This is a genomic window from Providencia sp. PROV129 (assembly GCF_028482245.1).
Classification (GTDB): Bacteria; Pseudomonadota; Gammaproteobacteria; order Enterobacterales; family Enterobacteriaceae; genus Providencia; species Providencia vermicola.
On record NZ_JAMPQD010000003.1, the window covers coordinates 1 to 25,295 of the forward strand.

The following is a 25,295-nucleotide window of genomic DNA, read 5'->3' on the forward strand; positions in this document are numbered from 1 at the left end:
TATTTTTAGAATAAGCGAAAATAATCGTATGAAAACAAAAATAGTATTTAACTAAGTATGATTGCGAAGCGCTTCGCAAAAATTTTGTAATTAATACTCTTTATTAAATGTTTTTGGGAATTTCGTTCTAGCGTTGTATTTATGAATTAAAAGTTAAACTAATAAAGGCTAAGTTAGGTATAAGGTTTAAAAATAGATAAAAAATAAAATTACAATGAAAAACGTTCAAAACAATAATAGGATATGGAAATATAAAGACACAAAATTATCCTTAACATTGGTATCATTCGCTGTTATCGGTGGGGTATTACCTTTGTTATTTATACCTAATCTTTTAAATATTGATGATTCAATTTTTATTTTGTTTTCTTCTGTTTTTTTATTATTTATACGTTTTGTGAATAAAACTCTAAAATTAGTTTTGTTAGTAATGGTTTTCTTTCTATGGGGAAATTGGCATGGTAATAATATAAATAGTAATATAAATTTTTTATCTGAAAGATATCATTATCTGGACATAACAGTCACCAGCTTATCAACTGAAAATAAAGAACAAAAACTAAAAGTTAAAATTGATAAGGTTAATAATAAAGTAATTTACCCACCGCTTTATGCAATATGGAAAAGTAAAGAAATTATATGTGCAGGGCAATCATGGCGAATTAATAGCAAACTAAAGCCTTTGCATAACTCTTTGAATGAAGGTAGTTTCGATCAACAACGGCATCAATTAGCGCAACGGGTTGTTGGTATACTAAAGAATAAAGAAAATATGGTATTGGATCCTGAATGCTCCATAAGGCAAAAAATAATCAATAATTTTATAGAGCCACTTAGTGTCTTAAGAAATGTAGGGATTATTTATGGATTAATGTTTGGAGAAAGAACATTATTGTCTGAAAAACACTCGCGTTTATTACAGCAGACTGGTTTAACTCATTTAATGGCGATTTCAGGCTTGCATATTGGGTTGGCTTACTATTTAGGGATTCTTATAGCCAGAGGCATACAATATGTGCTTCCCATTCGTTTTATGAATCAGGTTCTCCCTATTGTATTGGGATTAGTATTAGCATTTTTGTATGCATGGATCTCTGGCTTTGCAATTCCAGCGACTAGAGCATTGTTTTCACTGATTTTATGGATTTATATTCGAAACAGCCCATCATTATTCTTTTCTTGGCAGTGGGCGCTTTGGAGTATTGCAGGCATTTTACTATTTGACCCACTTGCTATTTTATCAGATAGCTTTTGGTTATCGAGTTTTGCTGTTTTAGCTATTTTGTATTGGTTGACCGTTTTTCCATTACCTGCACATCTAATTCAAACGAAAGTTATTGGTAAAGTCATAGGTTTAGTTCATTTACAGATTGGGTTATTGATTTTATTAATACCAATGCAACTGATTGTATTTAATGGTGTTAATGTCATGAGCATATTTGCTAATTTATGGTTTGTTCCATTGATATCTTGGGGAGTAGTACCCGCAATATTGGTTATTTTTTTAATACCAAATCTAACATTACAAAATTTAATTTTTGGTTTTATAGATAGAGTCATTGATTTTGGATTGCTTCCGCTACCTTTTTTTAGCCGCTATTGGATAGATCTTTTTCATATACCCTATTACCTATTATTTATTTGCTGGTCTATAGCGCTAATATGCCTATTTAGGTGGTATAAAACGTATTTTTCTCTTATTGGGTGCATTGTGGTTTTGATTTTAATAGAGCGGAGCAACGATAAAAAGCCAGTGCATGACTGGAGTATGACATTACTCGATATTGGGCATGGCTTAGCTGTTATTATTGAGCAAAATAATTTAGCTTACCTATATGATACTGGAAACTCTTGGAAAGGGCATAGCAATGCCAAAAGGCAAATAATTCCTTTTTTAAAACAAAGAAATATAATACCGATGGGAATTATTTTAAGCCACAATCATTTGGATCATACTGGAGGGGTCAGTGACTTAATTAAGGAATATCCGTGGTTGAATTTACGAAGTAGTTTTGGAATTCATTTAGCTAAATCTAAGCAAAAAAAATCGAGTAAGTTTAAAAAGATGATGAATCTACCTTGCGTTAAAGGACAAAAATGGCAATGGGGAAAGTTGATGTTTGAAGTTTTGTGGCCAGAAAAATTATCCGCTATTTCTCATAATAATGATTCATGTGTTATACAGTTTACAGATGGATACCATAAAATTTTATTGACTGGAGATATTGAAAAGAAGGGTGAAGAAAAATTAGTTGAAACTTATAAACATAGCCTCCATTCTTCTATTTTGTTTGCGCCTCATCATGGAAGCCAAACATCATCAACTAACTTATTGTTAAGAAATGTTCAACCTGAAATGGTTCTCGTTTCATCGGCAAGGTATAGCGCATGGAAAATTCCGTCGGAAAAGGTCTATCAAAGATACAAAAAAAATAATATCCATTGGTTAAATACTGCAGAGAAAGGGCAGTTAACATTATGGTTTAACAAAGAAAATATCAGTGCACGTAGCTACCGCGATGAAATTTCTCCGCGTTGGTATCATCTGTGGTTTGGCTTACCGCTGTTTCCCGAGTAGAATAGTGCGCTTACATTAAGTCTGGTAATTAAAAGTATGAATGATAAAGACCTTTCGACAAAACAAACTTTTCGCCGCTTATGGCCGATTATTGCGCCTTTTAAAGCGGGCTTAATTGTTGCAGCAATTGCTCTTATTATAAACGCTGCTGGCGATGCGTTTATGATTTCGTTATTAAAACCTTTATTGGATGAAGGTTTCGATAAAGCCGATAACGATGTATTAAAATGGCTCCCACTCGCCGTATTAGGTTTAATGGTTGTCCGTGGTGGTTCTAGTTTTGTCTCAACTTATTGTGTTTCTTGGGTTGCAGGTAAAGTTGTGATGAATATGCGCCGTAAACTTTTTGGCCATATGATGGGAATGCCAGTGAGTTTTTTCGACCAACAATCCACGGGAACGCTTTTATCTCGAATTACCTATGATTCAGAACAGGTTGCGTCTTCATCTTCAGGTGCATTAATTACAATTATCCGTGAAAGTGCTTATATCATCGGCTTATTTACGATGATGTTTTACTATAGCTGGCAATTATCACTCATTTTGATTGTTATCGCGCCTATCGTGTCCATTACTATCCGAATTGTTTCTAAGCGTTTTCGTAAGATCAGTAAAAATATGCAAACAGGTATGGGGCATGTCACTGCAAGTGCGGAACAAATGCTAAAAGGGCACAAAGAAGTTTTAATTTTTGGTGGTCAAAAAGTTGAAACTGAGCGTTTTTATAAAGTTAGTAATAATATGCGCCGCCAAAATATGAAGATGGTGACCGCGTCGGCAATTTCAGACCCCATTGTACAGCTGATTGCCTCATTTGCCCTTGCATTCGTTTTGTATGCAGCAAGTTTTCCTGATATTCGCGATGAACTCACCTCTGGTACTATTGCCGTTGTTTTCTCATCTATGTTTGCATTGATGCGCCCGTTAAAATCATTAACGAACGTCAACGCGCAATTTCAGCGTGGAATGGCAGCTTGCCAAACGTTGTTTGCTATCTTAGATTCCGAACAAGAAAAAGATGAAGGGACTAAAGTTCTCAAGGATGTGAAGGGTAATATCAAATTTGAGAATGTAACTTTTACTTATGCAACAAAAGATCATCCTGCATTAGATGATATTTCTTTTACTTTGCCAGCAGGAAAATCCGTTGCGTTAGTTGGACGTTCAGGCTCTGGTAAATCGACAATTGCCAACCTAATCACGCGCTTTTATGACATTGATAAAGGTTCTATCCAAATTGATGGCCATGATATTCGTGATTACACACTGTCATCATTGCGTAGCCAAGTTGCTCTTGTATCGCAACATGTTTACCTTTTTAACGATACGATAGCGAACAATATTGCTTATGCAACGGATGGAAGCTATAGCCGTGAGCAAATTGAAAAAGCGGCTGAAATGGCTTATGCCATGGACTTTATTGCTAAGCTTGATAAAGGGTTAGATACCGTTATTGGTGAAAACGGTGTCATGCTTTCAGGTGGACAACGCCAGCGTATTGCAATTGCACGTGCTTTATTACGTGATGCACCAATTTTGATCCTTGATGAGGCGACATCAGCACTTGATACAGAATCAGAACGTGCAATCCAAGCTGCACTTGATGAGTTACAGAAAAATAGAACATCATTGGTAATAGCGCACCGGTTATCAACAATTGAAAATGCAGATGAAATTTTAGTTGTACAAGATGGTCATATCATTGAGCGTGGAACACATACATCGTTGCTAGCGCAAAATGGGGCTTATTCTCAATTACATAGTATTCAATTTAAACAATGATAGAACGTATTTGGTCCGGCAAATCATGGCTGTATGTATTACTATTGCCGTTATCTTTTCTTTATGGATTGATAGCAATAATACGCCATGCAGCTTATAAAGTCGGACTAAGTCGCTCTTGGAAAGCACCAATACCTGTGGTTGTGGTGGGAAACCTCACAGCTGGAGGTAATGGCAAAACGCCAGTGGTAATCTGGTTGGTTGAGTCGCTGGTAAAAGAAGGCTATCGAGTGGGGGTGGTGTCTCGCGGTTATGGTGGAAAAGCAGAGAGTTACCCACTTGTTCTTGATGAAAATACGCCAACAACAGCTGCTGGTGATGAGCCTGTTCTAATTTACCATCGTACTAAAGCCCCCGTTGCAGTAGCCCCTAAACGTAGTGATGCAGTCAAAGCACTTCTGGCCGTGCACGAATTGGATGTTGTTATCACTGATGATGGTTTGCAGCATTATGCATTGCAACGTGATTATGAAATCGTTGTGATTGATGGTCAGCGTCGTTTCGGTAATGGGTGGTGGCTACCTGCTGGGCCCATGAGAGAACGAGCGGGGCGTTTAAATAGTGTGAATGCATTAATTGTCAATGGTGGGCAGCCAGAGGGGCGTGAAGTATTGATGACCCTAGAAGGTGACACTGCGGTTAATATTGTGACTTCAGAAAATCAGCCTGTTAACCAGCTTCAATCAGTAGTTGCAATGGCTGGAATTGGGCATCCGCCTCGTTTTTTTGCCTCTTTAGAGCATAAAGGGCTTACGTTGATGAATACCCACGCTTTTGCTGACCACCAAGATTATGAGCAAAAACAACTTGCTGCTCTTGTTAAACCTACCCAAAGCTTACTGATGACTGAAAAAGATGCCATTAAATGCCGCTCATTTGCACAGCCAAATTGGTGGTTTTTACCTGTAAAGGCGCAATTATCATCCAATGGTGAGAAAAAAATCCTAAGTGAAATAAAAAAACTTATCACAAATAACAAAAATGCTTGCCACTAACACTTCACTATGATAATAATATCGCCACTGTGATATAGGTCTAATTATTATGTATCTAGATACAATACAGTAATAATTGGATTTTATACTAGCTTAATTTCACGCTCCGTTCTTTAGTTAGTCTTCATATCCTCGCACATCAACGCTGTTAAATCGTTGTTACTTAGTTTTGTCATCATAATGTCAAAATAGACTGTTAACTTCACAGTAGATGCGTGGTGCCTGAAATCTACATTTACGGGCGTTATAAAAGATGCACAATAATTTAGTGCATGAATTGGTAAAAGTTTAATTACTCTTTAATGTATTAATAGATCGGCAATATATAAATGGGAAGCAAGAAAGAGTAATGATACAAAAATAAAAAGGTATTGTTCTTAGAACAAAAGGAGTTTTAATATGAATTTTCAATTACATATGGGTCGAGTTAAATGGTTTGACGCAAAAGAAGGTTACGGTTTTATTTCACCTTTTAATGGTGGAGATGATGTATTTGTGACAACAAAATCAATTGCTAATAAAAAAATTAAATCATTGTTTGAAGGTCAAAACGTTGAGTTTTCCTTAACTCGTAGTTCCGATGGCATAACGGCTGCTGACGTTATTGCTTACTAAATAAAAACAGCACAATTTCTCCTGCTTTCATCCTCTCATCTTCGCAGGCGATCTTAATCAGAAAGATTAAAGTTAACGGTGATATCTGCATGTGATATCCTGACTCTAAGTGAGTCAAATCCATTCGGGAGAAAACATGGATCACCGTTTACTTGAAATCATTGCCTGCCCTGTTTGCCATGGCAAATTAAGTTACAACAAAGAACACCTCGAACTTATCTGTAAGTTTGATCATCTGGCCTATCCCATTCGAGATGGCATCCCCGTTTTACTCGAAAACGAAGCGCGCCAAGTCTCATTAGATGAAGGACAATAATCGCCATGTTTACGGTTATTATTCCTGCGCGTTATGCATCAACCCGTTTACCTGGCAAGCCGCTGGCTGATATCCATGGTAAACCGATGGTTGTTCGAGTGATGGAGCAAGCCATTAAATCAGGTGCAGACCGAGTGATTGTCGCAACAGACCACCAAGATGTGGCGAATGCGGTCATTGCTGCGGGTGGCGAAGCGTGTATGACTAACCCTGATCACCAATCAGGTACAGAAAGATTAGCTGAAGTTATTGATACATATGGCTTCTCTGATGATGAAATCATTGTGAATGTACAGGGTGATGAGCCGTTAATTCCGCCTGAAATTATTAGCCAAGTTGCTCATAACCTTCAAGGCAGTAAAGCGAATATGGGCACTCTAGCTGTACCAATTCATGATGCACATGAAGCTTTCAATCCAAATGCAGTGAAAGTGGTGACAGATCATGAAGGGTATGCATTGTACTTTTCCCGTGCAACGATCCCTTGGGATAGAGACAATTTTGCGGAAAACCATGATTCGATAGGTGATTTTTTCTTACGCCATATTGGTATCTATGCTTATCGTGCAGGCTTTATTCGCCGTTATATTCATTGGGAAGCGAGCCCGTTAGAGAAAATCGAAATGCTTGAGCAACTTAGAGTGCTTTGGTATGGCGAAAAAATTCATGTGGACGTTGCAAAAGTGACACCGGGGGCAGGTGTTGATACACCAGAAGACCTAGAGTTGGTGAGAAAACAATTCTTATCATAGGTATTTATTCGCTTTTACCAATGGTATGATGCGATAAAAAAGGCGTAACCTTAATGAGTTACGCCTTTTTGTTTTTTATTCGGAAACAACTAACTCAGGTGTGCTGAGTGATTCTTCCAAGGCTTGAGTATTGTCAGGCTTTATATGCCACCAAATCGTGCCAATAAACTCGTACCAAGCTCGCTCGCTATGGCTGAAGTAATAGGATGAAGGAATATATTTTTCCCATGGATTAATACCACTGCTAATGGCTAATTGATTTGCAGGGGCTGGATAAGGCTGCATACCTCTATCGGTGAACATTGTAATAGCCCTTGGCAGATGGTTAGCGGATGTCACAAGTAAAAATGGCGCTTTACCAATGATTTTCTCAACCTCGTAAGCCTCTTCTTGTGTATCTTTGGGATCAGTGAGTGGGATTGTATCTGACTCAGGAACACCCAATGACTGTGCTACGTTAGCTGCAACTTCGGCACTGCTCATCGTGCTGTTGGCTTTTCCGCCTGTGAATATCAGTTTGCTCCCAGGGTGTTTAAGATATAAACGCACGCCTTCGGTGACCCTTGGCAGGCTGTTATTTAATAAATTAGCGCTTGGGCTCCAATCAGGGTTATAGGTAAAACCACCGCCTAAGACTACGATGTACTTGATATCATTTGGTGGGTTTTCTGTGATTAATTCATAGCGTTTATTGTATTTACCCTCAATAGGGGCGAGCAAGCTATCTGAAACGGGTTGTAAACCAAGTAGCGCTATTAACACTAAGCTCGCGGTTGTTAAGCTTTTCCCCCATTTTTGCCAGCGAGTAAACCACAGTAAAAGCAGCCCGATAGCCCCAATGATGAGCAATAGTGGCAATGGCATCAAAAGTGAGCCAATGTACTTCTTTAAGAAAAATAACATAATCAAGCCTATATTTAGGGGACTAACCACTGCCAATACTCGGTATGAGTCTGGCAAATTTGCTACATAAGACAACGAAAATTAGCGTTAATAATGCCAAAATGAAATTCGCTGAGCAAAAAAAACTACTATGCAAAAATATAGCTATTATCTGTTATAATTTACGTTTCAATTGTCGCCAACATCTTGTGTGATAAGCACAATACTCAGTGATAATATTCATGATTAGATAAATTTTCATCAAAATATGGATGAAATTGGCTAATTTTGAATGTTTTTGCGACAAATTGACCCATAAATATGCTGTAAATGACGAATGATAGGCAACTGGATAGCACATGGCAGACCGCAACTTTGATGATATTGTCGATAAATTTGCAAAAAATATCTACGGAACGACCAAAGGCAAAATACGTGAAGCGGTGGTTTGGCAAGACTTAACTCAACTATTAGAGACCCAGTTTAAGGGAAAAACGCTACGGATCCTTGATGCAGGTGGCGGAGAAGGCCATTTTTCGCGCAAATTAGCGGCATTAGGTCATCAAATTATACTTTGCGATTTATCCGAAGAGATGCTGGAACGTGCTCGTGAGTTAGCCAAAGAAGAGGGAATTATTGGTAACATGCAGTTTGTCCATTGTGCAGTACAAGATATTGCACAATATGTTGATGAACCAGTTGACCTTGTTCTTTTTCACGCGGTTCTTGAATGGATTAGCGATCAAAAATATGCAATTGAACAGCTGGCAGATATAATCAGACCAGAAGGCGTATTTTCTGTCATGTTCTATAATGCAAATGGCTTGGTTATGCGTAATGCAATTTTAGGTAATTTTCATCTTGCAACACCGCATATCCAACGTCGGCGTAAACGTTCGTTGTCACCGCAAAAACCGCTATTTCCTCAGCAAGTTGATGAGTGGTTAGCAGAGTGTAAGATGGATATCTTAGGGAAAAGCGGTGTCCGGGTTTTCCATGATTATTTGCAAAGTCGGCAGTTACAGCAAAAAGATTTTCCTGCGTTGTTGGCGCTTGAACAACAATATTGCCGTGAGGAACCGTATATCAGCATGGGGCGCTACATTCATGTCATGGCACGCAAACAAATACAAAAGGACGATTTATGAGTGATTTTTCCCAGACCGTCCCTGAGCTCGTGTCTTGGGCACGAAAAAATGATTTTGCAATTTCACTTCCCGCTGAACGTTTAGCATTTTTACTTGCCGTTGCTGTACTGAATAGTGAGCGGGTGAATGGTGAGATGAGCGAAGTGGAATTGGTCGATGCCTTCCGTGAGGTTTGCAAAGGGTTTGAACAAACGACAGAATCACTGGCGGTACGCGCAAATAATGCCATCAATGATATGGTACGCCAGAAAATATTTAACCGCTTTGCAAGTGATATTGTCGAAGGTAATGCAATTTATCGTTTGACACCATTAGGCATTGGTATTAGTGATTACTATATTCGCCAACGTGAATTTTCAACGTTACGGCTTTCGATGCAGCTTTCTATCGTTGCAGGGGAGTTGCAACGTGCGGCAGAAGCTGCCGAAGAGGGCGGTGATGAGTTTTATTGGCATCGTTATGTTTTTGCTCCGCTAAAATATTCTGTAGCTGAAATCTTTGATAGCATTGATTTATCCCAGCGAATAATGGATGAGCAACAAAATTCCGTAAAAGAAGATATTGCAGCACTGCTAAACCAAGACTGGCAAGCGGCGATTGCCAACTGCGAACAATTATTGTCAGAAACCTCAGGAACTCTGAGAGAATTGCAAGATACGTTAGAGGCCGCAGGGGATAAACTACAAGCTAACTTGCTACGTATTCAAGAAGCGAACATGAATGCGCCTATATTTTCAGATATGGTTGATAGGTTAGTTTTTGATTTGCAAAATAAATTAGACCGTATTGTGAGCTGGGGGCAACAATCCATTGATCTTTGGATTGGCTATGATCGTCATGTTCATAAATTTATCCGTACTGCGATTGATATGGATAAAAATCGCATATTTTCTCAGCGGTTACGTCAATCCGTTCAACATTATCTCGACAGCCCTTGGGCACTCACTTACACCAATGCTGACCGATTATTCGACATGCGAGACGAAGAACTTGCCTTGCATGATGAAGAAGTCACAGGTGAGTTACCATCAGAACTGGAATTTGAAGAATTTAGCGAATTAAATGATAGGCTTGCAGAACTAATGGAAGCAGAACTCGCGTTCTATAAAACAGAGCAGCGTCCATTAGATGTTGGTCGTGTATTACATGATTACTTGCAGCAGTATCCGCAAAAACGTCATTTTGATGTGGCGCGAATTATTATTGATCAAGCTGTAAGATTAGGTATCGCAGAGGCTGATTTGGCGGGATTACCGGCAGAATGGCAAGCTATTAATGATCACGGAGCCAAGGTACAGGCACATGTCATCGACAAATATTGAACAATTTATGCCAGTTAAGCTGGCTCAAGCATTAGCTAACCCTATTTTTCCAGAGCTAGACAGCCAATTGCGTTCAGGTCGTCACATTAGCATTGATGACCTTGATAACCACGCATTTTTGATGGATTTTCAGGAAGCGTTAGAGCAATTTTACGCACGTTATAACGTTGAGTTAATCCGTGCGCCAGAAGGTTTTTTCTATCTGCGTCCTCGCTCAACCACATTAATCCCACGCTCCGTATTGTCTGAGTTGGATATGATGGTTGGGAAAATCCTTTGTTACCTCTATTTGAGTCCAGAGCGCTTAAGTAACCAAGGTATTTTTACCTCACAAGAGTTATTTGAGGAGCTGCTATCGCTGGCAGATGAAAGCAAATTATTGAAATTTGTTAATCAGCGCTCGACAGGGTCTGACCTTGATAAACAAAAATTGCAGGAAAAACTAAGAACCTCACTAAACCGTTTACGCCGTTTAGGCATGGTGCATTTTTTGCAAAATGATTCGAGTAAATTCATTATTAGCGAATCGGTTTTCCGTTTTGGTGCTGATGTGCGCAGTGGTGATAATCCGCAAGATGCCCAATTACGTATGATCCGTGATGGTGAAGCTATTTCCCTCGATGGTGAATTATCACTCAAAGACAGTGATGACGACGAAGTCGAAGATAGCCAAGACCCAGCAGAAAGTGATGAGGATGAAGAATAATGATTGAACGCGGAAAATTTCGCTCACTGACGCTGGTGAACTGGAACGGTTTTTTTGCTCGTACTTTTGACCTTGATGAGCTGGTGACTACACTCTCAGGGGGGAATGGTGCAGGTAAATCGACGACCATGGCGGCGTTTATTACTGCTATGATCCCTGATTTAACCTTGCTGCATTTTCGTAATACCACAGAGGCGGGTGCGACATCGGGTTCCCGTGATAAAGGCTTACACGGTAAATTACGTCCGGGTGTCTGTTATGCCATCTTGGATGTGCTGAACTCAAAACACCAGCGTGTCATGGTCGGGGTGCGCTTACAACAAGTCGCTGGGCGTGATAAAAAAGTCGATATTAAGCCATTTATGGTGCAAGGTGTGCCACTTGCCACTGTACCGACCGAAATTTTAACGGATGTGATTGATGGGCGTCAGGCCAAGGTTATTCCATTAAATGAGTTAAAAGAAAGACTTGAAGAGCAAGATGGCATTTTATTCAAGCAATTCAACTCGATAACTGATTACCACTCGATTCTGTTTGAATTAGGCGTATTGCCTAAACGCCTGCGTTCAGCAGGGGATCGTAGTAAATACTACCGTCTTATTGAAGCCTCGCTGTATGGCGGGATTTCAAGTGCAATCACGCGTTCATTACGTGACTATTTATTACCAGAAAACAGCGGAGTCCGTAAAGCGTTCCAAGACATGGAGGCTGCACTACGGGAAAACCGTTTAACCCTTGAAGCTATCCGCGTTACTCAATCAGACCGTGATCTATTCAAACATCTGATTAGCCAAGCCACAGACTATGTTTCTGCGGATTACATGCGCCACTCAAATGAACGACGCATTCACCTTGATGCGGCATTGGCAGCACGTAATGAACTCTACGCTAGCCGTAAACAACTCCGTGTTGAACAAGTTCGCAGTGTTGAAATGGCGCGTGAATTAAATGAGCAAAATGGCTCGTCAACAGAGTTAGAGGCGGACTACCAAGCAGCAAGTGATCACTTAAACTTAGTGCAAGCAGCCCTTCGCCAGCAAGAGAAAATCGACCGTTATCAAGCTGATATCGAAGAACTGACATATCGCCTTGAAGAACAAAGTGAAGTTGTTGCACAAGCGACAGAATCACAAGAGGAATTTGAAGCACGTGCTGAAGCGGCGGAAGTTGAGGTTGATGAATTAAAAAATCAGCTCGCCGATTACCAGCAAGCGCTTGATGTACAGCAAACGCGCGCCATTCAATATCAACAAGCACTGCATGCGCTGAATCGTGCACGTGAGCTGTGTCAATTACCTGAATTAACCATCGATAATGCAGATGAATGGTTAGACACGTTTGAGGCCCGGGAACAGCAAGCAACCGAAGCCTTATTGGCACTTGAACAAAAAATGAGTGTAGCAGATGCTGCACACAGCCAATTTGAGCAAGCCTATCAACTCGTTAAGAACATGGTGGGTGAGGTGAGTCGCAGTGATGCTTATCAACAAGCGCGTGCATTATTGCGTGATTGGTCATCCCAGCAACATTTAGCTGAGCGTGTTCAACCTTTACGTATGCAACTCTCTGAATTACAACAGCGTTTAAGTAGCCAGCAAAATGCAGAAAGGTTACTCGCTGAGTTTTGTAAACGCCAAGGACAGAGCTATGAGCCCGATGAGCTCGATGCCTTAATGGCAGAGCTTGAAGCTCAGCAAGAAGAATTAAGTGTTGGTGTAAATGAAAGTGGTGAACGACGCATGCAAATGCGCCAAGAGCTTGAACAAATTCGTCAGCGTATTGCTCAGCTTTCAGCGAAGGCTCCTGCGTGGATTGTTGCTCAAGAAGCGTTAACGCAACTGAACGAACAATCGAGTGAGGCATTCGATTCAAGTACCGCTGTTACTGAGTTTATGCAGCAATTGCTCGAACAAGAGCGCGAAATTACTGTTGAACGTGATGAAGTTGCAGCCCAGCGCCGCGATCTTGAAAAACAAATTGAGCGTTTAAGCCAGCCAAGTGGGGCAGAAGACAGCCGCATGTTAGTGCTGGCAGAGCGTTTCAATGGTGTTTTACTGTCTGAAATCTATGATGATATTACCATTGAAGATGCCGCTTATTTTTCAGCGCTATACGGCCCAGCTCGCCACGGTATCGTGGTACAAGACCTTGATGTGGTTCGTAGCCAGCTGGATTCACTACAAGATTGCCCAGATGATGTGTATTTCATTGAGGGAGACCCATCTTCTTTCGATGATAGCGTTTTTGATGCTCAAGAGTTTGAAAATGCCGTTTTAGTACGTTCATCTGAGCGCCAATGGCGTTATTCGCGCTACCCTGAATTGCCACTGTTTGGCCGTGCAGCGCGTGAAAGTCATTTAGAGTCGCTCACAGCAGAACGTGATGAACTCGCAGAGCGTTATGCGACACTCTCTTTTGATGTGCAAAAAATTCAGCGTGCACACCAAGCATTTAGTCGCTTCATTGGCCAACATATTTCCGTGGCGTTTGAAAGTGATCCTGAAGCTGAAATTCGGACATTAAATCAAAAGCGTACTGAACTTGAACGTGCATTAAGCCAATATGAAGAACAAACTTCGCAGCAACGCCAGCAGTTTACTCAAGGTAAAGAAAGCTTAGCTTCTTTGAATCGTCTCTTACCTCAAATGGGGTTACTGCTCGATGAAACCTTGGCGGATAGAGCGGAAGAAATTAGCGAAGAGCTGATTGAAGCAGAAGAAGCGGCACATTTCCTGAATAAACATGGACATGCGTTAGAAAAATTAGAGCCGATTGTGACAGTATTGCTCAGCGATCCTGAGCAGCACGACCAATTGCGTAAAGATTATGATACTGCAAAACACACACAGCAAAATGCGAAACAGCAAGCCTTTGCTGTGGTTGAAGTTGTCCAGCGCCGTGCTCACTTTAGTTACAGTGACTCGACAGGTATGGTCAATGAAAATGCCGACTTAAACGAAAAATTACGCCAACGTTTAGAACAAGCGGAAACAGAACGTACACGTGCTCGTGAGCAATTACGTCAGCACCAAGCTCAATCTGCTCAATATCACCAAGTTTTTGCTTCATTACGTAGCTCTTTTGAAACGAAGCAAGAAATGCTGAAAGAGCTAGAAGCTGAAATGCAGGAAATCGGTGTTAAAGCCGACCCAGATGCGCAAGAACGGGCTCGGATTCGTCGTGATGAATTACATCAACGAGTAATGGAAAATCGTAGTCGTATTAATCAGTTAGAAAAGCAGCTAACACTATGTGAAGCTGAAATGGATAACTTACAAAAACGTCTACGCAAACTCGAAAAAGATTATTACCAGCTGCGTGAGCAAGTCGTTTCGGCGAAAGCGGGTTGGTGTGCAGTAATGCGTTTGGTGAAAGATAACGGTGTTGAACGCCGCTTACACCGTCGTGAACTTGCATATACCGATGGTGACAGCCTGCGTTCAATGTCGGATAAGGCGCTAGGGGCCCTACGTCTAGCTGTGTCAGATAACGAGCATTTGCGTGATGTTTTACGTCTATCGGAAGACCCAAAACATCCAGAGCGTAAAATTCAGTTCTTTATTGCCGTTTATCAGCACCTACGTGAGCGTATTCGCCAAGATATCATTCGCACTGATGACCCGATTGATGCGATTGAACAAATGGAAATTGAGCTTGCACGTTTAACGGAAGAATTAACAGCACGTGAGCAAAAACTGGCCATTAGTTCGAAAAGTGTGGCGAATATTATCCGTAAAACAATTCAACGTGAGCAAAACCGCATCCGTATGCTTAACCAAGGGTTACAGGCTGTGGCATTTGGTCAGGTTAAAGGGGTACGTCTAAACGTCAATATTCGCGAAAGCCATGCACTGTTATTGAGCGTGCTATCGGAAGAAAGTGAGATGCACCAAGACTTATTTACTAGCCAACGTTTAACGTTCTCTGAAGCTATGGCAAAACTGTATCAGCGTCTGAATCCACAAGTGGATGTTGGGCAGCGTTTACCACAAACTATCGGGGAAGAGCTGTTAGATTATCGTAACTATTTAGAGTTAGATGTAGAGGTTAATCGTGGCTCAGATGGTTGGTTAAAAGCAGAAAGTGGTGCGTTATCAACAGGTGAAGCTATCGGAACAGGGATGTCAATTCTTGTGATGGTAGTACAAAGTTGGGAAGAAGAGTCACGCCGTTTACGAGCTAAAGATATTATTCCTTGCCGTTTATTATTCTTAGATGAGGCTGCACGCTTAGATGCTAAGTCAATAGCAACGCTATTTGAGCTGTGTGATAGGCTAGAGATGCAATTGATTATTGCAGCGCCGGAGAATATTAGTCCAGAAAAAGGGACAACCTATAAATTGGTTCGTAAAGTGATTGGTAATAATGAGCACGTACATGTTGTTGGTCTAAAAGGGTTTGGGCAAGAGACTCCTAATACAGTAACACCAGCATTACAGTAATTAGTTACCTGAATAAAATGAAGGCCGATATTTATTTTTAAATATCGGCCTATTACATTTGATGAAAGCTATTCTTGATTATTTACAACTCCTTTTCCCTGTTGAATTAAATCACAAGTACCAAGTTATCTAATCTTTTTAATAATATACCAAAGTGCTAAATTTATTGGTAATTACTTGGATAGTTTCGAAGTAGTATGAATAAAATCAATAAACCCTGGAGTTTGATATCTGGACATAGACCTATATCTAATTTAGGTCATAAATACAAGACGAATCCTACCATATAAAATTAATTATTATTAATTTGATACATAAAACTCAATTGAATCTATTACCTATATAGTTGACTAAAAAATACTTCAATAAGTAGTGTTTATTTCAAATTGGTAATGTATTTATATTAAATATAAATATTGAACTCTATCCTATAATATTGTTTTTAATGTTAAATTATTTAACTAATATGATTTTTAATTGTAATATTGTTTTGCTAATTGTTTTATTTAAACATCTTTGTTCATTTTAAATTATATGGAGATTTTTAATAATGGGTAATATTGTAGATGGTGTTGATTTTTCACAAACTCAATTTATTGAATATTTTACAAGTGATGAAAATAGGGGCATCTATTCGACTGTATTTAATGAATATGGTTTGGATTTATCTAAATTGCCTGGATATTGTTATGGTTTTTCAAGTTCATTTTTAACATATGCTGCAGAAGGTAATGGTGAAAAATTCCTGAGAATGTTGAATCACTTAAATTATGTGTTAACTAATGATGAAGGCAAATCAGTACACTTGAGTAAAATAAAACAAGATGCACTAAAAATACACGCGAAAGAGATATTAGATTATTACATGCTAGATGTCATAACGACCCAAAATTTTAATGAAAAAGGTATGTTATATAGCGATTATGTCGAAAATTTATTAGGTGTTGACCTTGTTACAAAAAAAAGAAACTTCATTGAATATGTAGAAGAAATTTTTGAATATAACCATCTTTTAGCATTGAATAAAAATATAGAAAATAGTGATTATTATGATTACTTAAACAATGGAATTAAAATTAAAACTAAAAAATATTGGGAGGCGTTACATGCAGAGCCATCATTTTTTGAAACAAATGATGGAAAGGCAGTTGTATCAGAACCACTATTCATAAAGTTAAAAAATAAATTTAAATCTAAATTGAAAACAATTAATGAAAATTATAGCCACTCAGATATAACCTTTTTTGTGGATGTAATAATCACAGATGTTCAAAGAGATCTTTATTTAGAGTTGGAAAGTTATAATAGAAAAAGAGGAATTGCAAACTCAAGGCAAAATATAAGCAATTATGGGAATCAAGGTTTATATGAAATTAAGTTAAGTGAATTAAGTTCTAGTTTGATGGAGCATACTCGTAATAGTAAAGAGCCCTTTTTATGCCATTTTTCATCAGAGCAACACTCAATGGCGATCAGTGTTAATTATGATGATGAAAATAAAAATTGGAAATATAGATTCTTTGATCCTAATGCGGGCACTTATATGGCCGATGAACATCAAGTATTTGTTGATTTTATAGAGCACTTTATCTCTATGAATAAAGAGAATTATAATTTTAGTTCATTTGAGAATGGTGAGCATAAAGTTTATATTTCTATAGTTGGAAATTCTGCAACTCAAAGTGATAGAGGAAAATTTAAAGGAATAGAAGCTAAAAGACTAAGGGACCTAGAAATAAAATTATTAATAGAAAGAAAAGAAATAATTGAAGATAATGAATTAAGTATAAAGCTAATTTATACAGGCTATAATGAACAAAAAAATATAGTAGAAACTCAAGTTACAGTTAATGGTAAGATAATTACTATTTTTTCAGATGTTATGGAATTTACTGATTTGTTCGATAAGTTGAAATCTAGCAAAGATTTATTAAAGACAATAGAGGGGGATATATTCATTTCTAAAAATGAATATAAAGTATATCAAGTTAACCACAGGTTTAATATTAATGAAGATAAAAAAATTGAACAGTATATTGATAATAACAAGGTGATAGCTAAATTAGATACAGATTTCTTTGACACACATATTAATCATATGAAAGAGGATCGATTGCTTACCTTAGCTGGAGAACAATCAGCGAGTACTGAAAAAATTGACTCCTGGCTTGACCCACATGAAATATACCAAGCAGAACGTGCTAAAGATGCTGATCCTGACAGAGCAAGAAAGCCCACTGAGTATAGTTATAATGTCATAGTTCAAATTGAAGGGGATGAGATATCAAGTAAAGCGACTGCGCATGCTTTCTCTAAACACCCAGATAACTCAATGATTATTCAATATGACATAAAGTCTCGTCAATATAAAATAATTCATGGTGAAATTAACCGACTTAATTTAGATAGGGTCAGATGGATAACTGTTGGTCACGGTGGTTATATCGGTGGCGGTAAGCCAACTTTATATGGAAAGAATACACCTGAACAATTTGCGGAAGGAATGAGTTATTTACGTAAAAAAATATTAAATAGTCAAAGTCCAGATAAATTAGTGTTAATTGGTTGCAATTTAGGCCGAGGAGGAGTTAGTGAAAACTTTGCATTTGGTGTCACTGGAGCCCTCGCTGAAAAAGGCATGAAGATGCCTATTATTGCCTATAATCGAAAAGTAAGTGTTATTTATATGGGTAATAAGTTGATCGTGCCTGATGACACGGTATTAGATTCAATAACCACTAAACACTTCAAGCAAACCTATCAATTTGATCCGAAAATATTGGAAATTAACATTAATAATAAACTAGGAGCCGTCTATTTTATTGATGAGCTACGTCGCGGTGAAATAGATTTTAAACAGTTAATAGACAATGAAAATCATTTTATGTTTGAGGGATTAGGTATGATTCCTGGGATAGATTCATTTGCTAGTTTTAGGGACGGTGACTCATATAATATAGACTTTAATTTGCTAAGAAAAGTAGCTTACAATCCAGAAGGTTATAAACAATTTATCGATGAGGTGGCAAAACATAAAGGGGAGCTGCCTGATGACTTTCATGCCTATTTTTCTAATAAATTGCGTAAGCTAGATACACCAATATGGGAAATGGTTGATGCGGACTATATAAAAAATAACCCTTTAAGAAATCGGGGGCAGGATGGTTCATTCATTACTGTCGTAATACGCTTGACTGGAGAATCTAAAGGGCTAGATATGGCACAGAGGTTAGCAAGGTCAGAACCTGATAACGTCATGATTATTCAGGCAGACCCTAACCTAGAACAATGGGACATGAAGCAATGGAATTTAGAATATGGTTCGGTTTCTAATTTACAGAGCAAAGAAAAACCTGTTAGATGGGTTTTGATTGGTGACTCTGATACGGTTATCAAAACAAATAAAAACTTACATTCTTTATTAGCAAATATACGAGACGAATACCCGTTTATTAATCCTAAGCAAATTTTATTCCAAGGGATTGATACAACAATGGTTACTACGGCTGGAGATCACAAGCAGTTTACTAATGACTTATCAACGAAGCTTAAAGAGTTTGGTTTTGACTCGCAAGTAATCTCGAAATTAACATTCCAACCTGTATCTAAACCGATATCTCAGCCAGTAGCCACAAACCATATGCAGCCAACGCTTACAGCCAATAATAATCATGAATATTTGAGCACATTGCTTGAGAATATAGCACTTGAAAATACTGTAATCAAAGATATAAATATTACAGATCATCCTTATTTAGCTAATTACTTTACGGATTCTAATGGTCAGCTTGATATTAAAAAATTAAAAATTGCAATTTATGATCCTTTAGTTAGCCCTAAAGTAAACGAATATTTAAATCAAGTAAAAAACGAAGATTTAACTCAGTGGAATAGTCTATTTAAATCGAAGCTATTAGGTTCACTACAAGAGCAAGCAGGTAATATTAATAGAATATTAGTCTCTATTCAAAATGACCTATCGTACATTAATAAATTAAGCGAAGATTCTATTGAACAATTGAGGGTATTATTCCCTGCTATTAATGGATTCGATAAAGGAAAAGTGCTCGCGTTATCGACTGACCGCAATGCCTTCATGTTACTAAGCCTTGATTTAAAAAATTTTAGTCAACTGAATCCTTATAATTTTGACTCAGAAGACGCTCCTTTAAAAGGGCTGTTATTGGACAAAGCCTTATCATTATATCAAGAAAATAATAGGCAGAGGCAGCAGCAATTTAATCAGTTAATAAATAATACGAAAAATAACTCCAATGGAAGTGAAGTTAATTTAATTAACCATGGAATGATTAGACAACATGGCTATTCAGAAAATCTAGACAAAAAGTTAGGGCTTACCTATGGTTTGGAATCATTATTAGGCGATATTGATTCAGCTCGAATTTTGATGAAAAGAAAAGCATATTTAGAGCAGCAGCAACACGAAGGCTTATTAAGCAATAGTGAAGAGGTGCTACTACCATATTGATAGAGGATTGAGCGATACGGGTATTTTGGTGGAAGACCTACATCTATCCAATATTTTAACGACTGAGCTATCTGATGTAGAGCTGCATAAGGGCGCAATATATTTATTAAAAGGAGAGTCAACCACCTATACAGTAACATATAAACTTCAAGATGGTATTTATCAATATAGCTTATTTGATCCGAACGGTATTCAAATTCAAGTTAAAAAACAAAATAAAAGGCAAGCCAAGAGTGATTTTAGAAAAGTATTAACGAGCTATTTAAATGAGGAAATTTCTATTGAAAATGGGAAATGGGTATCACGGGCAAAGCATGCTGGCTTTATAGTTGACAGTAATGGTGAGCCAAGAGGAACGATCGTATTTATTGACCCTCTCTCTACTGATCTTAAAGAACGTATGAGCCTCTATAGTCAGCAACGAAACGATATTATTAATCATACAGATTTTAATGAACCTAAAAATAGTTGGATTAATATTAAAGGTGAAGACATATCGCTAGCTAAATTGCAGAAATTAGGGACTACAATTGATGGAAAAGCGATAACAGTTGAAGAAACTAGAAGTGAAGGTTGGTCAAATAAAATTCGTTTTAATGCGCAAAGCCTTGCAGCTGAATTAACTTTATTGAGCGGTAGCGACTCAGATCTCGCCTTTCTAAAAGCACTGAGTCTGCAATTAAATGATACCGATATAGCAGATATTGTAGAGTATGATGCAGACTTTCGCGATACTGCAATATTAAAAAAACAATTAAAATATCTAGCAAAATTTAAAGACGCTAATGGAATAAAGTTTACGCCAAAACATATTGAAAAATTAAGAGGATATGGCGTGAAATTACCTCCTTTTCAAAAATTCGGTAATCGACTTGGTCAGGTTATGGGCGGGGTAGGTATTGGGCAGACTTTAGTGAGCATTTATAGCATTATTGATAGGCTAAATAACCCTGATATTACAGAAGATGAATATGATGAGCTAAAAAAACAGTTATACATCACATGCGGTTCGGCATTAGCCAATTATGGTGACATGATTGTTCAACCGGTTTTATTGAAAATGGCTGGAAACAGTTCTTCGCTGGTAAGATCTCGTTTGGCGATGGGAGTACTTATTGTATTTAATTTAGTTGGGATGGGATTTGATGCCTACCAAGCCTACGATAACTTATCGAAATTAGAAAGTGTCTCTGATCCAAAACAGCGAGAAGACTTAATCGTTAATGCCTCGCTTTCTATTGCTAGTTTTATTGTCAATGGCATTGTTATTATTAGTATTTTAGCAGCTTCTTCAACAATCCCCGTAGCTGGTTTAGTTATAGGTGCAATTTTAATGATTGGCGGATGGATCTATAATGGGATAAGGGCAGTTGAAAATATTAAAGAACAAATAGATATTAGTTGGGATCGTGAATTAGAAGAGGGGATCAGAGGCGCATTTGGTTTACCCCCGACGATTCGAACTCAACAAGAAATAATGAATAAAAACTATATCGCCTTATTCATGCATAATGAGTGGCTAGAGTCTTTAAATACATTTGAACAGCTTTTTGAGGATTTAGGTTTTAGTCATCACTTAAAAGTAATGGAAAAACCTATTATTGAGAATGAAGAAAGATTTTATTTAGTTGATGAAGATAATAACTATTTTGGAGGGCCTTTTGCTGATGTTCATCTTGGACACGGATTTTCAGAAATAAAATACCTTAAGCGGGGAGCTCCTACTTATAGTTGGAGAGAAGCGGATATATTACAAAGGAATTATCATTTACAGCCAAATGGCCATACTCGGGCGAAAAGACCTTATGAAGCCGCATCCCGTAAATATGTCAAGCAATTGAGTGAAGTGAAAGGCCTAAAACAAGTTGGCTCAGTTCCGACAAGTGAGCGTTACTCTTTTAATGTGGACTACAATAACCCATTATTAGATAGATATAATGCTAAGCATGGAATTGAACAGCACTATTATCAAATTCCTTTTGAGCAGCAATTTAAACTATCAGCTCAAAAGCAAATTAATCTATATATTACAAAAGGGGGATACAGCCATTTTAAAGAAAGCATAACGCAGGTTTCTGATGATGCGCCTAATGGTATGACTATTGAGGGGGGAAATATTGATGAGATTACTTTGAGTTTAAATAATATTTTTTCAAAAGGTATGAGTATTGATACTGCTACTGGCGATGATGTCGTTATTGGTAAGAAAAATAAAATGAACGCATTTCAAATCTCTACAGGAGAAAAATATCTTGTAGGAGGAAATAAGACAGATTATTTTTATTTGAATGATAGTGACATTAACTCATTGAAATCGGGTGGAAATGAACCGACTAAATATTTAGATGGTCTTTTAGGTCAAGACACTCTAATGATGAGTGAGCCGATTTTCGGTTATAGCGTCCATGTTAATTTAAATGAGTGTCGTGTGAGTTATCAAAATGATAAAACAGGGGATGCTATTAATGTTGCAAACATTGAAAATATTGAAAATATTATTTTATTCAATAAGTCTAATGATGAAGTTCATGGTGATGAACAACAAAATATTATTGATGTAGGAGCTGGAAAAGATAAAGCATATGGGTATGGCGGTAATGACCGATTGATACTTGTGGAAGGTGAGGCTCATGGGGGGGATGGTGATGACAGTTATTATATTCGACGTTTTGATTGGACAGAACATGCCCCATATTTTTATCGGACACGTACAAAGTACAATCGAAAAAATAAAAATTTTGTAGATGTTCCCTATATAAAACCTGAGTACTTTAAGATAAATGAACATAAAAAAGTGTTCGTGTCTATAAATGAAGATAGCCAGTCAGTTAGCTCTATAGATATCGAATATACCTTAGATGAAATATCTGCTGTTTATATAGAAAATAATCATTTGTATATCAAGTTATCATTAGAGCCTGAAAATAAATTAGGCCATACATTTACTAATGTAAAAAGTGAGGTCACTATCGAATTAAGAAATGCTTATTCTACAACGGCAGATGGTAGAAAGTTACAACATAGTTATAATATAACCACTCGTGATGGGTTTACGTTTAATAGTGAATTAAAAACATTTTCAAATGAAGAGGATAAATCTATAAAAAAAGATTTGTTCAGTATTACTTATCTTCAAGATAATGATCAATTATCCCATTCCAGAAATGATAATGTTTATATTAATGAACAATCAAAAGAGATAACCATTCGTGGTGTTACCAAGCCATTATCCCCTTCTTGGGGGCATTTCTACGCTGCTGGAAAAGCGAAAAATTTTCAATATCAAGGAACTGATGAAAATAATCAAGTACAAGGGATTAGTGAAGGTGCTTTTATTACAGTTAGCTTAGGTCAGGATGTCTACCAAATAATTCCAACACTTTACAAAAATGGGGAAGTTATTTTTGATTTTTCTGAGGTAAAAGACCGTTATAGCCAAGAAGATAAAATCGTGTTGTTATTACCTACCGAAAATGCTTATTCATTTACTTTAGATGGAAAAATATTGAGAGTCAAAGATAAGTTAAATGAAGAGAAATTTAGCATAAGATTCGAGAATTTTGATGAAAGTATGAGTGATTCAGTCATTATACAAGATAAGTACAGTAATATATTCAAGCTAAAATTACAGCAAGAAGGCGGTACGATAGATAATATTGAGCAGGTAACCAAGCGCATTGATGATAATTATATTGTTACTTTACCAGCAGGTTACCTTTCTAATGAACCTGTCATCGCTGGTGAGGATGGCGATGATATTATTACTGACAGAAGTATGATGGGGCGTATTATTTTAGGCGGGCGAGGTGATGATACGATAAAGGTTTTTGGTGGAAATAATGTTCTTTTAGGCGGTGAAGGGGAAAATAGTCTTAGCGGAGGAGAGGGGCATGACTTTCTACTTTCTAGTCAGGGAAATGACATTCTAATGGGAGGGAAAGGAAACGATCATTATTTAATTGATGGTAGTTATGAGGGGGTGGTTTTCATTGATGATACCGAAGGATATAACCATATCCACCTTGTTAATTTTAGTGGTGAAACACAAGAGGAAGCAGATGATAATGGCAATGTGTATCGTAGATATCGCTCTGATTTTGATAAATATGTTATCGTGAAATTCAAATCTGAAGAAAGGAATACACCTCAAATTCATATCTATCCACAGTTGACACCAAAACTACAAAAGTTGATGGAATATAATTCAGAATCATTAATAGGTGAATTAACCAAAGAGCTATCGAACACAAATAAAAGTGGGCAATTATCTACTTGGAACCCTGTTGAAAAGTTACATGGTATATTGGAAGGTATCCAAAAACCAATATCACTGACACCTAGAAGTGAATATTTATTCCTTGATTCTACGAATTCTAAGGGAAATTGGCTAGTAAATACCTTGGAAGGTGATGATACTGTTAATGATAAAAGCGGTGATGGCCGCATTATTATGGGTGATGGGGGATTTAAGCGGTTTTCAGCCGATGGCGGAAATAATGTGCTGTATGGTGGTAAAGGTGAAAGCACATTGGTTGCTGGTAGCGGTGATGATGTCCTGATTTCACTATCTGGCGATGATGTGTTAAATGGGATGGAAGGGGACGACCTTTATGTTGTAAATGGATATGGAGAGGGACATGTGGTTATTTATGCTACGCAAGGAGAAAATAAAGTCATTTTGGTAGGTTTTGATGGTGGCAAGCTCATTGAAGATAAACGGTCGAATGGCATTGTAGAATCAACATTGACCTCAAATACTGGGCGAGTCGTAACTATCTATTATCGTAACCATGAATACTCAGATAGCGATAGTGTATCCGTAGAGTTTTATAAAGATAATAAAGATCTATGGAAAAATCATAGCGAATTAGTTGTCGATAGATTACTTCAAGTATTGGCGAGCAGTCGGGAAAAATATGAGAATAACCTAGATATGGCTTTGCCTGTACATGAACAAAGTAACTGGGCTCCTACCACTTATGTTGAGTCCTACTTAGCGAAAACATTTTAAGGTAGTGAAGGTAAAATAACCCTATAACTTTTATAAAAACGCTCAAGTCAATAGATTGAAATGAGCGTTTTTTTTATTATGGTATCAGTCAATTTAAGTCCCATCATATGGGATTATGATTTAATAACTTGAGTGTACACTACTTGGTAAAATTATTGTTTAATTAATTTGAATAAAACAAGGTTTTTCAAACATATTTTCTCCTAATAAAAACCATTTTTTTTATATGGGAATTAGCTATTAAAGAAAGCTCTCAG

Annotated in this window: 13 protein-coding genes; 12 read left to right on the plus strand and 1 reads right to left on the minus strand. The window is 37.6% G+C overall.

Going from position 1 to position 25,295, the window contains the following annotated elements; genetic code table 11:
• Positions 1–214 precede the first annotated feature (214 nt).
• The 6 genes from PSF27_RS01285 to kdsB all read left to right on the plus strand — a co-directional run bounded on the left by PSF27_RS01285 (position 215) and on the right by kdsB (position 7,038).
• On the plus strand, positions 215–2,578 hold the full coding sequence (locus tag PSF27_RS01285; protein WP_272680732.1) for a DNA internalization-related competence protein ComEC/Rec2: 2,364 nt from the start codon (positions 215–217) through the stop codon (positions 2,576–2,578).
• 36 nt (positions 2,579–2,614) lie between these two features.
• A complete protein-coding gene (gene msbA / locus PSF27_RS01290) occupies positions 2,615–4,360 on the plus strand; it encodes a lipid A ABC transporter ATP-binding protein/permease MsbA (protein ID WP_206086643.1) in 1,746 nt (581 codons plus the stop codon).
• Positions 4,357–5,355, plus strand: a complete 999-nt coding sequence (gene lpxK / locus PSF27_RS01295) for a tetraacyldisaccharide 4'-kinase (protein ID WP_272680733.1) — start codon at positions 4,357–4,359, stop codon at positions 5,353–5,355. The genes msbA and lpxK overlap by 4 nt, the downstream gene beginning before the upstream one ends.
• A 399-nt stretch (positions 5,356–5,754) precedes the next feature.
• A complete protein-coding gene (locus PSF27_RS01300) occupies positions 5,755–5,970 on the plus strand; it encodes a cold-shock protein (protein WP_206086645.1) in 216 nt (71 codons plus the stop codon).
• A 136-nt stretch (positions 5,971–6,106) separates the two neighbouring features.
• Complete coding sequence (locus tag PSF27_RS01305) at positions 6,107–6,286, plus strand: Trm112 family protein (RefSeq protein WP_206086646.1); 180 nt, start codon at positions 6,107–6,109, stop codon at positions 6,284–6,286.
• Between the two features lie 5 nt (positions 6,287–6,291).
• Positions 6,292–7,038, plus strand: coding sequence for a 3-deoxy-manno-octulosonate cytidylyltransferase (gene kdsB, locus PSF27_RS01310; RefSeq protein ID WP_272680734.1), 747 nt, complete (start codon positions 6,292–6,294; stop codon positions 7,036–7,038).
• Positions 7,039–7,113: 75 nt separating this feature from the next.
• Here the strand turns inward: kdsB and elyC are convergent, their stop codons facing one another.
• Positions 7,114–7,941, minus strand: coding sequence for an envelope biogenesis factor ElyC (elyC, locus tag PSF27_RS01315; protein ID WP_206086648.1), 828 nt, complete (start codon positions 7,939–7,941; stop codon positions 7,114–7,116).
• Between the two features lie 338 nt (positions 7,942–8,279).
• Between elyC and cmoM the strand changes: the two genes are divergently transcribed.
• The 6 genes from cmoM (at position 8,280) to PSF27_RS20975 (ending at position 25,038) form a co-directional block, all read left to right on the plus strand.
• Positions 8,280–9,068: a tRNA uridine 5-oxyacetic acid(34) methyltransferase CmoM gene (gene cmoM / locus PSF27_RS01320; RefSeq protein ID WP_206086649.1), complete on the plus strand. Its 789-nt coding sequence runs from the start codon at positions 8,280–8,282 to the stop codon at positions 9,066–9,068.
• Positions 9,065–10,390, plus strand: a complete 1,326-nt coding sequence (mukF, locus tag PSF27_RS01325) for a chromosome partition protein MukF (protein ID WP_206086650.1) — start codon at positions 9,065–9,067, stop codon at positions 10,388–10,390. The genes cmoM and mukF overlap by 4 nt, the downstream gene beginning before the upstream one ends.
• Positions 10,371–11,096: a chromosome partition protein MukE gene (gene mukE / locus PSF27_RS01330; protein WP_272538756.1), complete on the plus strand. Its 726-nt coding sequence runs from the start codon at positions 10,371–10,373 to the stop codon at positions 11,094–11,096. The genes mukF and mukE overlap by 20 nt, the downstream gene beginning before the upstream one ends.
• Complete coding sequence (gene mukB, locus PSF27_RS01335; protein ID WP_272680735.1) at positions 11,096–15,538, plus strand: chromosome partition protein MukB; 4,443 nt, start codon at positions 11,096–11,098, stop codon at positions 15,536–15,538. The genes mukE and mukB overlap by 1 nt, the downstream gene beginning before the upstream one ends.
• A gap of 550 nt (positions 15,539–16,088) precedes the next feature.
• Positions 16,089–20,027 (plus strand): C80 family cysteine peptidase, encoded by a 3,939-nt coding sequence (locus PSF27_RS20970; RefSeq protein ID WP_272680736.1) that lies wholly within the window; start codon positions 16,089–16,091, stop codon positions 20,025–20,027.
• Between the two features lie 28 nt (positions 20,028–20,055).
• Positions 20,056–25,038: a calcium-binding protein gene (locus tag PSF27_RS20975; protein ID WP_272680737.1), complete on the plus strand. Its 4,983-nt coding sequence runs from the start codon at positions 20,056–20,058 to the stop codon at positions 25,036–25,038.
• Positions 25,039–25,295 lie beyond the last annotated feature (257 nt).